The sequence below is a fragment of the Bacillus ectoiniformans genome, from assembly GCF_016908875.1.
Taxonomy (GTDB): domain Bacteria; phylum Bacillota; class Bacilli; order Bacillales; family Domibacillaceae; genus Bacillus_BX; species Bacillus_BX ectoiniformans.
Window position 1 is genome coordinate 22,766 of the sequence record NZ_JAFBES010000004.1, and the last position, 11,369, is coordinate 34,134.

Genomic DNA, 11,369 nt, shown 5'->3' on the forward strand with positions numbered 1-11,369 from the left:
TCTGCTCCTTTTTTTAGCTCTGTTCTAAACTATCAATAAACCGCTTGATGCGCTTAATCGCTTCTTGAAGCTGTGCCATGGAAGACGCATAGGAGCAGCGGATATATCCTTCTCCGCCTTTTCCAAACACGGAACCAGGTACAACTGCGACTTTTTCTTTTAATAGCAGCTGTTCGGCAAATTGCTCAGAAGTTAAACCTGTCGATTGAATGGAAGGAAATACATAGAACGCTCCGCCCGGCACATGGCAGGAAAGTCCAATTTCATTTAGTGACTGGGCAAAATAATTCCGGCGGCGGCGGTAATCATTTTTCATTTCCTCCACATCACTCTGGCCATTTTGCAGAGCTTCGAGCGCCGCATATTGTGCAGGTGTGGAAGCGCACATCATCGCATACTGATGAATTTTCAGCATCGCCTGCGATAACTCAGCAGGTGCGCAGATAAATCCTAAGCGCCAGCCTGTCATGGCAAATCCTTTGGAAAAACCATTAATTAAAATCGTTCTCTCTCTCATCCCCGGCAAACTTGCAATTGACGTGTGGACTTCGTCATAAGCAAGCTCCGCATAAATTTCATCGGCAATAACCAATAGGTCATATTTTTGGACAATGTGACTGATTGCGATCAGGTCTTCTTTTCCAAGCTGGGTCCCGGTTGGATTGTTTGGTGAACATAGCAAGAGTGCCTTTGTATTCGGCGTAATCGCTTTTTCTAATTCCTCTGCCTGCAGCTTAAAGCCGTGTTGTCCAGTGGTTTCCACGGTTACTGCCTTTCCTCCAGCTAGTTCGACAAGAGGAACATAAGATACGAAGCAAGGCTCAACAACAACGACTTCATCTCCCGGATCCAGAATAGCTCTCATAGCGATATCAATTGCTTGGCTGGCTCCCACTGTGACAATGACCTCTTCTTTCGGATCATACGTTACCTTAAACCCTTGTTCTATGTACCGCGTAATCTCTTCCCGAAGTTCAATCAGGCCAGCATTAGCTGTATAAGAAGTGAATCCGCGTTCTAATGAAAGGATCGCTGCTTCACGGACAGACCAAGAGGTAATAAAATCCGGTTCACCCACACCTAAGGAGATAACCCCCTCCATTGTAGCGGCTAAATCAAAAAATTTCCTAATCCCTGACGGCCGCATATTTTCAACGGATTTAGCGACATAACTTTTAGTAATCGTCATTATGGAGACACCACGATTCTTTTATCACTTTGCTTTTCTTCTTCATAAATAATGCTGTCATGCTTATATTTCTTCAATTGAAAATGAGTCGTGGTGGAAACGACTGAATCTAGTGTAGACAGTTTCTCAGAAACAAAACGGGCAATTTCATTCATCGAACGGCCCTCAACTGACACAGACAAATCATATACACCAGACATTAAGTAAACGGAACTCACTTCTTTGAAGCGGTAAATTCTTTCTGCCACTTCATCAAACCCCACTCCTCTTTGCGGTGTCACTTTTACATCAATGATGGCTGTAACTCCTTGGTAGCTATCTATTTTTGCCCAGTCAACAAGGGTTGTATAATGAACGATCACTCGCTTTTCTTCCAATCGTTTAATGATCGATTCTACTTCTTCTACATTAAGACTCACCATCTTTGCAAGATCCTGCGGCTGCAGACGGGCGTCTTTTTCTAAAATTTCTAAGATCTCCACTTCTTTTTCATTCAGCTGCATAATTCTCCCCCTCTGATATTCGAAGTAAACGATATAAGTATAACAAATTTAGCAGAGAAAAGACGAGATAATTGACATAATATTTAAAACTTTTTATGCTTTCTATATTCTAACTCATTTGAAAGGAAGCTTCCTGATGACTGAGGACCGTTTACCGATTGAAAAACAGATCAACGGCATTAAGCTGTACTACGAATGGCTCCCAAACTTGCATGCTGAAAAAACGATCGTATTCTTGCATGGCTTTCTATCCTCTTCTTTTTCATTCAGAAAACTGGTACCGCTATTGCAAGAACAGTATTCATTATTGCTGATTGATTGGCCTCCGTTTGGCAAAACGGAAAAATCCAAAAAATATCATTATTCTTATCGGAACATTTCATATACCATTGCGGCTTTAATCAAGCAGCTCTCTGCGACTAATATTACAGTTGCCGGCCATTCGATGGGCGGTCAATTAGCTCTGCACCTTATCAAGCACCATCCTGAGATAGCGGAAAATGCCGTACTGATTTCTGCTTCTGGCTACATTCCTCAAGCAAAAAAAAGACTGATCGCAGCCAGTTACTTGCCATTTGCCGATCAGTTAGTAAAAAAATGGTTAGAAAAAACCGGTGTGGAAGGAAATTTGCGAAAAGTGGTTTTCGATCAGGCAATGATTGAAGATGAGATGATTCTCGGATACGAGGAACCCTTTCTTAAACGGGACATCTTCACTGGTCTTGCGCGTTTTTTACGTCATCGCGAAGGAGATTTTACATCTCAGGAATTACAGACGATCCTTACTCCCTGTTTGCTTATTTACGGGGAACATGACAGAATCGTTCCCCTCTCAACCGGAAGACGTCTAGCCGACGATCTGCCGATAAGCGTACTTAAAGTCATTCCGCGTGCCGGCCACCTTGTTCCTGAAGAAAAGCCGGAGGAAACCGCCCGTTTAATCCAGGATTTTCTTCAGACAAACTCAAACAAATAAAGACGCCACATGGCGCCTTATTTGTTTATAGCTCACAAGCAGAACGGTTTTTAATTTCTAAAAGCTTCTTCGCAAGATCTATACAATGAACAAGATCCAAAGATTCTTCAAATGAAAATTCATAAATGTCTTTGATTTTTTTGCCTAGTTCATGTTCATCGTCCAATTGGTGAACAGCTTGAATGACGTCAGCGGCCTCCGTGTCATAAAAATCCGCTCCTGCATGGAAAGGATCCCACTGACGAATGACTTCCCCTAATTCTATATTTAACTTAATCGTTTGATCCATTTTTATCCACACCTTTGAAAAGTTTAAACCGGAAGTTCATATCATTTTTCTTCCTCATAAAAATAGCTTACCATTAACATATACTATTTGTCAGGATGGTGGAAGTTTTGGATAATCATTTAGATCGAGTAATCAATCGCGTAGGAACAGGGGCAGTGAAATGGGATAACGTTAAAGATGTATTTGGTGTAGAAGACGCCTTGCCAATGTGGGTTGCTGATATGGATTTCGCCGCGCCAGAAGCCGTTCGAAAAGCCTTAATCGAACAAGCAGAGCATGGTGTGTATGGCTATACAGGCATTCCCGCTTCAACAAAAGAAGCGATTCAAGCCTGGATGAAGAAACGACACGGGTATGATATTGATACGAAGTGGCTACTATTCAACCATGGGGTAGTTCCTTCTCTTGGAACAGCTATTCAGGCTTTTACTAAAAAAGGTGACGGCGTGGTTGTCCAATCCCCCGTTTATACTCCTTTTTTCGAAATGGTCGAGAGAAACGAACGAACAGTCATCAATAATCAGCTCATTTTGCGTGATAACCACTATTATATAGACTTTGAGGATTTGGATGAGAAATTATCTCCTGATCATGTGAAATTATTTCTATTGTGCAGCCCTCATAATCCAGGTGGACGCGTGTGGACAAAAGAGGAATTGACGAAAATGGCGGAGCTTTGTTTAAAGCATAATGTCATCATTATGTCTGATGACATTCACAGTGATTTAACGGCCGCTCCTCATATTCACACGCCTATTGCCGCGATCAAAGAAGAGTTTGCAGATATCACAGTCACTAGCATTGCTCCTAGTAAGACCTTTAACTTAGCAGGTCTGCAAGCCTCTGCCATGATCGTTGCCAATGAGAAGCTGCGGGTGAAATTGTCGAAAGTACTCGCTCAGCATGGATTCTTCACACTAAATATGATGGGAACAGCCGCCATGGAAGCTGCTTACCGAGAAGGAGAAGCATGGCTGGATGAAACCATTCAGTACATTCGCAGCAATTGTCGGCTTGTGGAAGATTTTATTTCCGAGGAAATTCCAGAATTGACGGTGATGAACCCACAAGGCAGCTATTTAGTGTGGATTGACTGCCGAAAACTCGGTTTAAGCGATGAAGAACTAATGAAAAAAATCCTTCATGAAGGCAAACTGGCACTTGGTCAAGGCAGTAAATACCGTGCCGGCGGTGAAGGCTTCATGCGCATGAACGTGGCCTGTCCGCGTTCTATTGTAGAAGATGGATTGAACCGGCTGAAAAAAGCCATACAAGGATAACTTAAAAACCAGCAGCTGAAGGGGTCAGCTGCTGGTTTTTTACACGCCTTTTTTATTTCCCCATACAAAGGTATGAAGCTGTGGAAGCACACGGACATCTTTCCAGTCTGCATCAGGCATGACTTGGTCAATCAGCCATTCATATCTTTTCGTAAGGTGAACTAGCAATTCTTTGTCGTCTTGTTCTTCTAACTCGTCATTCCCTATCTGCAGGAAAAAAGGAACATCAGGATACCGTTTGTGCACATCTTTAGCAAAAGCTAAATCTTCTTCATTAAAAATAACTACTTTCAAACTAATATTTTTTTCTTTTTCCGAAAGCGGCTCAATGATGGCGGTTAGTTTTTCAAAATCTGTCTCCATCCCCGAACTCGGAGGCTTCGGTGAAATCGTTAATTCATCAATGTCGTAAAACCATTCCTGAAAGATGGTGCCTTGAGTTTCCAAAGCTGTTTTCACGCCGTGCTGATTCAGCTTTTGAATCAATCCATCGATTTGCGGCAGTAAAGCAGGATTCCCTCCTGAAATCGTGACATGGTTAAATGCGGCACCCCCGACAGCAACAAGCTCACCCCAGACCTCATCAGCCGTCAGCATACGGATGTCCTCTTTGGCCGAGCCATCCCATGTAAACGCGGAATCGCACCACGAACAGCGATAATCGCAGCCGGCTGTCCGGACAAACATCGTCTTGCGTCCCACAACCATTCCTTCCCCTTGAACCGTAGGGCCAAAGATTTCAAGTACAGGAATCTTTCTCATTTGAAATCACCTTGCTGTGGACGGTACACCACATAGCTCGTCGGTGTTTCTCTTAAAAAGACTTGCACGCATTTCGGTTGATTTTCTAAGCCGTCTAAATACTCTTGAATGACTTCCCATATCGTTCTCGCCGCCACTTCCGTTGTCGGGAATCGGAAAGAATCCTCATTGCTGAAAAGAGCATCATCATTTAAAAGTGTATGATCAAAGCGCTTATGAATTAAACGCTTAATATCTTGAAAGTTGACTAGAAACCCTGATTGATTTAATTGGTTTCCTACAACTGTAATATTCGCATAATACGTATGTCCGTGTAAATTTCGGCAAGCTCCTGCATCGTCGCTCGGAACATAATGAGCGGCTGCAAAATGCAGGTCTTTATTCAGTTCATAACTATATGCATGTAATGGTGCCGGATATATTTGCTGAATCATGATTGGCCGGCCTCCCTTTTTTCTGTATACTGATCAAGTCCCCGCTGACGCAGTACGCATGCCGGACATTCCCCGCACCCGCTGCCCTTTATGCCGTTATAGCATGTCAGAGTTTTTTCTTTTACATACTCGAATGCGCCAAGCTGATCCGAGAGTTCCCACGTTTCTGCTTTATCAAGCCACATTAATGGCGTATGAATCACGAAAGAATAGTCCATGGAAAGATTTAATGTGACGTTTAACGATTTAATGAACACATCCCGGCAATCTGGATAGCCGCTGAAATCTGTTTCGCAGACACCCGTAACTATATGTCTCGCATCATATTGCTTCGCAAGCACTGCCGCAAACGACAAGAATAAGAGATTTCTTCCCTCAACAAACGTAGATGGAACTTCTCCTTCTTTCGCCGTAATGTCTATATCTTTACGAGTTAGTGCATTGGGTGCCAGCTGGTTAAGCAGAGACATATCTAAAATATGATGAGGAACGTCCAGCTCTTTGGCAATTTCCTCCGCACATTTAAGCTCCTCAATGTGGCGCTGCCCGTAATCAAATGTGACGGCGATGACTTGTTTAAACTGCTTCTTCGCCCAGAATAAACACGTCGTACTATCTTGTCCGCCGCTGAAAACAACAATTGCATTTTCTTTTTTCATCTATAATCTTCCTTCCTTCTAAATATTTGAAAGAAGAAAGAGATTCAAGATCTCCTGATGTTAAAAAATCAGCCATTGAAATGGCAATACAAAAAAACCTCTTAAATAACAGGTTTTCCCATAGTTTTTTATAGAGGGAGTTCGCGAACCTCTCCTGCCCGGCGGCAGAATTCTTCCTTTAATTCTTGTAAACTATATCACAATTTGTGTAAAATGAAAATCTTTCGAGAATCTAAAAACATCAGATGACGAAAGCATCTGATGTATCGGTTGCCGCTTACTTTTTATACTTTTCTTCGAGATGCTTTGTCTTTTCTTCTTCTTTTTTGGATATCTTTTTAATGTACAAAAAAACAAACACAGCCATCGCCATAAAGATAGACATCGAGATCGCAGCGGGAATATATTCAGACTTGTCTTCTGGAAAATACAAAAATAATTGTAAAACGAAAGATTGCAGCAGCATGGCGTCTCCTTTCACTATATGAAGTCAAACTATGCCTTTATTATAGCAAGAACCATTCCTTAAACCAATTCTATCTACGCAAAAAACAGCTGCATCCACGCAGCTGCTTCAAAATTTGTTCACTATTCGATGACAGTGATCTTTTCAATGATGACATCTTCTTTCGGTTTGTCAGCCTCTCCCGTTTCTACGTCGGCAATCGCATCCACAATATCCATTCCTTCAACGACCTGACCAAACACGGTGTGTCGGGAATCAAGGCTTGGGGTGCCCCCGTTCTCTGCATAGTAGCCTGCTGCTTGTTCAGGATACCCCGCCGCTTCTAGTTCCTCTTTGGATGCGGGCGGGTTTGGGTTTTGCACAATGAAGAACTGACTTCCATTTGTATTCGGACCGGCATTCGCCATTGATAAGGCGCCTCTAAAGTGCAGAAGTTCCGGCGAGAATTCGTCTTCAAAGGCTTGGCCATAAATGCTTTCTCCTCCCGTTCCATTTCCGTTCGGATCACCGCCTTGAATCATGAAATCCTTGATCACACGGTGAAAAGTTAATCCTTCATAGTACCCTTCTTTGCTGTGGGTGACGAAATTTTCAACTGTTTTAGGCGCTTGTTCTGGAAACAGTTTGATTTTAATGATTCCTTTATTCGTCTTCATTTCCACCAATTGTTCATTGTCGGACACTTCGGCTGTTAATTGCGGATAAGTCAGGTTTTCATCTGGTTGTTTGTCCGCTTCTTTCGGAGCATCATTGCCGCAGCCTGTTAGTGCGAATAAACAGGCAAGGCAGATCATCATGACTACTTGTTTCACATAATTTCCTCCCAATACGTAAAGTAATGATTGCATTTCCTTTCTTAACTGTTTTTGATATGGTTAAAGAAAAGGAGATGGTGAAATGAATACAGGCGAGATCGTGACAGCTTTTTATAAAACCGGGAAATACATCGGAGAAATTACCGCTGTGAGACCTGGGCAGTATACAGTTCGAATTTTAGCAGTATTGCGTCACCCTGCACAAGGAGATTTACATAACCCTAAGACAGCTGATGTGCCGTTTTTTCATGAGAGAAAAGCTCTGGCTCATCGAGAGCAGGCGAACATTCCAGAAAATACGGTCAACCCATATGAAGGAGATATTCCTGATTACTTCGAATCTCTTGACACGGCCTTTCATAAACTGAAAAGCAAGCTTGAAGCAGATGATTCTGCCTTTGCTGAAAAAAGCCTCGATGCAATGCAAGCGATTCAAAAAGAATACGAGCTTATGTATAATATGACATTTTAAAAAGCCAAATCTATCATAAGATTTGGCTTTTTAAGCCATTTGATTAAATAGTTTAGAGAAATCTACACGATCCCCAATGGTGGTTGGTTCGGCCTTTTCCATATACCCTTTGTCCTTCTCAATCAGATTATAAATATGGTAAGTTGTCAGTGCGTCGTCAAGAGCCCGGTGATGCCTGCCTGTTCCCTCTTTGCCGTACTCTGCCACAGCCTTCCAAAGACCGGTTTGATTCTTATCCCCAAAAAACCGCTTATATTCCATTGACAGGTCAATACACACTCCCTGTAATGGAAAAGCAAGTCCTGCTTCTTCACAGTTTTTTTTCAGCACTCTCATATCCATATTACCCCATGTAATGATTCGATCTTTCTTCGTTTGGTTCATTTCATCCAGTAATTCAACGACTTCTTTCAACGGCACACCGCGATCTACCTGCGACTGACTAATCTTCAAGAACCGCTTGCATCTTTCTGTCAGCTTTGGAAAAGCAGATGGGATTACATAGGAGGAATACTTTTTAACTATTGCATCCTGTTCAACGACAACTATACCTGCCTCAATAATTTCAGGAAAAAATCCTTTGCGATTTAAGGAAGCATCTGGCATGGAAAATTCAAAATCGATAAAAAACAACCGTTCATTCAATTGATTTCCTCCCTTCTACAGAAAGCAGCGAACACTTCCTGTAAGCCATTTTAGCAAACTTTTCATCTTTTTATTATACCATGAATTAATCGAAAATTTTGACTGTTATAGGATAATATTCAATTATTCTAAATGATAAGTATTTGTAGATTTTCCTAATTTATCAATTTCAGCTCTTTATAAATACCATTCTATAGCTTATGATAAATGAAGGAAATTATATCAGTACTTAACAGGTCTAAATATATATAAGAATGGAGAAGACGGTAGGGAATGAGAACGGTTTTTGGTTACTTTTTAATAGTACTGCTCTTTCCGATTGCTGTGTTTCTATTTTATTTCGCAAATGAAGAAGCACAGAAAGTGAAGAGCTTTGATGAAGTCGTCGAAGAAAAAATCTCGATCGAAGAAGTGAAATTGCCGCAAGCCAGCAAAATAGTCGATAAGAATGGGGATCCGTATTTGGAAATTCATCAGCCATTTCGTGTAATAGCAGACGGCAAGACGATTCCTCCTTTCTTAAAGGAACTATTCTTGCAATCTGAAGATCAGCACTTTTACGAGCATGCTGGTATTGATGCAGCTGCGGTTATGCGTGCCATTTGGGTTAATGCAAAATCTGATGAAATTGAACAAGGCGCAAGCACCATTACCCAGCAGTTGGCACGGAACGTGTATTTATCTCATGACAGGACCTTCGTCCGTAAAGTATCCGAGGTACTGTATGCGTACGAACTAGAAAAAAAACTGTCAAAAGATGAAATTCTAAACCTCTATTTAAATGCCATTTATTTTAACAATCAAGTCTATGGCGTAGAGGCTGCAGCTCAGTTTTATTTTCAAAAACATGTAAATGAGCTGACAAAAGCAGAAATGGCACTGATCGCAACGATTCCAAATAACCCAACACGATATGACCCGATTAGAAATATGGAACGGACAAAAAACAGACAAGAACGTTTGATTGATATTATGGTGCGAGAAGAGTTCCTGACAGCCAGTGAAGCAGAGGACATCAAAAAGGAACCGATTAACCTGAAGGTCAGAGACAGACTCGATAAATATACCGATTATTCCACTTACGTTGAAGCTGAACTTGAGGAACTGATTTCTACATCAGAAGGATTCAATGAGCAGCTGGCCTCTACGGAAGATAAGGAAAGCCGAAAAGCAATCTATCAAAAACGCAATGAGCGGATCGAGGAATTAAAAGATTCTGGTATCATTGTCCATACAGCACTTGACCCAAACTTGCAGGAAAAGGCGAGAAAAGCTGTTAATTCGACCCTTTCTTACAGTTCGGTTGAAGGAGCCGCTGCAGTCATTAAGAATGACACAAGAGATTTAGTCGCTCTAGTGGGCGGCAAAGATTTTAATAAAACGGAGTTTAACCGGGCATTCCAAGCCTACAGACAACCTGGATCAACGATTAAGCCGCTACTTGATTACGCGCCTTATATTGAAAAATACGGGGCTGGACCTTCGAGTATCGTCAGTGCCGACAAGTATTGCATTGGCAGCTACTGTCCAAAGAACTACAGCGGCGAAGAATATGGCAATGTTTCGTTACAAACAGCGTTGTCTAAATCCTATAACACAGCTGCTATTCGCTTATTTATGAAAACAGGAATTGAAGATGCTTTCAATTATATGAAGCCGTTCCAATTTTCTAAAGTAACACAGCAAGATCATAATCCATCTGCATCCATCGGCGGATTCACGCACGGTATGACGCCGCTTGAAATGACTGGTGCCTATACTTCTTTCATCGATGGTACGTACCTGCCGCCTCGTGCGATTCAAAAAGTGACGGATCTTAAAGGTAACGTATTATATGAATGGAAAGATCAGCCTGTACAGGTCTGGACGAATAACACAACGAATAAAATGCGAATCTTGCTTACTGACGTGGTTAGAAACGGGACCGGAAAGAAAGCAAATGTCGGGAAAGCCTACACCGGAGGGAAAACCGGAACAACTAATAATACACGTGACCTTTGGTTTGCCGGACTGACGGATCAATACACATCGGCGGTATGGGTAGGAAAAGATAAGCCACAAAGCATTCGGTATTTAGAAAGCTATGCTCCTCAGCAAATCATTTGGCGAAGAATCATGCAATAGAAAAACGCTCGAGATCATCTTTATGATGGTCTCGAGCGTTTTTTAGTTCTTTACAAGCAATCCCTAAATATTTCTAAAGACAAAAACCGCCCAATCGGCGGCTTTTAGATAGGCATGCTCGACAGCGCGCCGTTGTAAATTTTCATGACGAACAAGGCAAGCAAGGTTCCCAGAGCCGCCCAGAAAACGACTTGAAACGCAATGATACCAACAATATTGGCAGTAGTTAAGTCCGGACTAATCTTGAAAACAAAGTAGATGAAATAGCCGATCGTCGTTAACAAAAAGATCGTAATGATCCCTACCGCTGAGGAGAAGCTAATTAATGAGAGTAACCCTCCAGCAAAGAAAACAATCGATCCGCTTCTTACTTTTTTGAGAAGATCGCCTTCGGTGTCTTTTGAAAAGAATAATAATGATAACTCGTTAATAGTATTGGCAATGACTTTCAGCGTAGCAAAAATCATAAAGAATAATAGCATCAATGCCGCAACAATCGTCAGTTTCATTTCTGTTTCTGTAAACACTTCGAGCATACTATTATATAAACCTACTTTTTTGAATAGACCTAACACGAGGCCTTGGGTGTATAAAGACAAAGATAAACCAAATAATAAAATAGCAACGAATGGCAAGTAGCCAGTTAAATAAGTATTTTTCATTAAAAATTTCCGCTCCTGTCAAATTCAATCCAATTTTAATTATGCAAGAGCTCACTTCCAAAGACAAGAGATTTTTAATATTTTTTGGAAACT

14 protein-coding genes and 1 riboswitch are annotated in these 11,369 nt (G+C 41.6%); of the genes, 4 read left to right on the top strand and 10 right to left on the bottom strand.

Annotated elements, in window-relative coordinates:
• Positions 1–13: 13 nt before the first annotated feature.
• The gene (locus JOC78_RS07055) at positions 14–1,189 is read right to left on the bottom strand and encodes an aminotransferase (RefSeq protein WP_204553811.1); all 1,176 of its coding nucleotides are present in this window, start codon (positions 1,187–1,189) and stop codon (positions 14–16) included.
• Positions 1,189–1,692, bottom strand: a complete 504-nt coding sequence (locus JOC78_RS07060; RefSeq protein ID WP_204553812.1) for an Lrp/AsnC family transcriptional regulator — start codon at positions 1,690–1,692, stop codon at positions 1,189–1,191. Before JOC78_RS07060 ends, JOC78_RS07055 begins: the two co-directional genes overlap by 1 nt.
• Positions 1,693–1,828: 136 nt before the next feature.
• On the opposite strand from JOC78_RS07060, the gene JOC78_RS07065 reads away from it, so the two are divergent.
• Positions 1,829–2,668, top strand: a complete 840-nt coding sequence (locus tag JOC78_RS07065; protein ID WP_204553813.1) for an alpha/beta fold hydrolase — start codon at positions 1,829–1,831, stop codon at positions 2,666–2,668.
• A 25-nt stretch (positions 2,669–2,693) separates the two neighbouring features.
• On the opposite strand, the gene JOC78_RS07070 is transcribed toward JOC78_RS07065, so the two are convergent.
• Entirely contained in the window at positions 2,694–2,957 is a 264-nt protein-coding gene (locus JOC78_RS07070; protein WP_204553814.1) for a DUF1871 family protein, read from the bottom strand.
• Between the two features lie 95 nt (positions 2,958–3,052).
• On the opposite strand from JOC78_RS07070, the gene JOC78_RS07075 reads away from it, so the two are divergent.
• Positions 3,053–4,237: a MalY/PatB family protein gene (locus JOC78_RS07075; protein ID WP_204553815.1), complete on the top strand. Its 1,185-nt coding sequence runs from the start codon at positions 3,053–3,055 to the stop codon at positions 4,235–4,237.
• A gap of 39 nt (positions 4,238–4,276) precedes the next feature.
• On the opposite strand, the gene queE is transcribed toward JOC78_RS07075, so the two are convergent.
• The 5 genes from queE to JOC78_RS07100 form a co-directional block, all read right to left on the bottom strand.
• A complete protein-coding gene (gene queE / locus JOC78_RS07080; RefSeq protein ID WP_204553816.1) occupies positions 4,277–4,999 on the bottom strand; it encodes a 7-carboxy-7-deazaguanine synthase QueE in 723 nt (240 codons plus the stop codon).
• On the bottom strand, positions 4,996–5,433 hold the full coding sequence (locus JOC78_RS07085) for a 6-carboxytetrahydropterin synthase (RefSeq protein ID WP_204553817.1): 438 nt from the start codon (positions 5,431–5,433) through the stop codon (positions 4,996–4,998). The genes queE and JOC78_RS07085 overlap by 4 nt, the downstream gene beginning before the upstream one ends.
• Positions 5,430–6,092 carry a 7-cyano-7-deazaguanine synthase QueC gene (gene queC / locus JOC78_RS07090; RefSeq protein ID WP_204553818.1) on the bottom strand — a complete coding sequence of 221 codons (663 nt, stop codon included), beginning with the start codon at positions 6,090–6,092 and terminating at the stop codon, positions 5,430–5,432. Before queC ends, JOC78_RS07085 begins: the two co-directional genes overlap by 4 nt.
• Positions 6,093–6,206: 114 nt before the next feature.
• A riboswitch (PreQ1 riboswitch) is annotated at positions 6,207–6,250 on the bottom strand.
• A 119-nt stretch (positions 6,251–6,369) separates the two neighbouring features.
• The gene (locus JOC78_RS07095) at positions 6,370–6,558 is read right to left on the bottom strand and encodes a hypothetical protein (protein ID WP_204553819.1); all 189 of its coding nucleotides are present in this window, start codon (positions 6,556–6,558) and stop codon (positions 6,370–6,372) included.
• A gap of 122 nt (positions 6,559–6,680) precedes the next feature.
• Entirely contained in the window at positions 6,681–7,370 is a 690-nt protein-coding gene (locus JOC78_RS07100; protein WP_420829914.1) for a peptidylprolyl isomerase, read from the bottom strand.
• Between the two features lie 85 nt (positions 7,371–7,455).
• Between JOC78_RS07100 and kapB the strand changes: the two genes are divergently transcribed.
• Complete coding sequence (gene kapB / locus JOC78_RS07105) at positions 7,456–7,845, top strand: kinase-associated lipoprotein KapB (protein WP_204553820.1); 390 nt, start codon at positions 7,456–7,458, stop codon at positions 7,843–7,845.
• Between the two features lie 30 nt (positions 7,846–7,875).
• On the opposite strand, the gene kapD is transcribed toward kapB, so the two are convergent.
• Positions 7,876–8,490, bottom strand: coding sequence for a 3'-5' exonuclease KapD (gene kapD / locus JOC78_RS07110; RefSeq protein WP_275582013.1), 615 nt, complete (start codon positions 8,488–8,490; stop codon positions 7,876–7,878).
• 273 nt (positions 8,491–8,763) lie between these two features.
• Here kapD and JOC78_RS07115 point away from each other — a divergent pair, with 273 nt between their 5' ends.
• A complete protein-coding gene (locus JOC78_RS07115) occupies positions 8,764–10,614 on the top strand; it encodes a transglycosylase domain-containing protein (RefSeq protein ID WP_204553821.1) in 1,851 nt (616 codons plus the stop codon).
• A 104-nt stretch (positions 10,615–10,718) separates the two neighbouring features.
• Here the strand turns inward: JOC78_RS07115 and JOC78_RS07120 are convergent, their stop codons facing one another.
• The gene (locus JOC78_RS07120; RefSeq protein ID WP_204553822.1) at positions 10,719–11,276 is read right to left on the bottom strand and encodes a DUF5366 family protein; all 558 of its coding nucleotides are present in this window, start codon (positions 11,274–11,276) and stop codon (positions 10,719–10,721) included.
• Positions 11,277–11,369 lie beyond the last annotated feature (93 nt).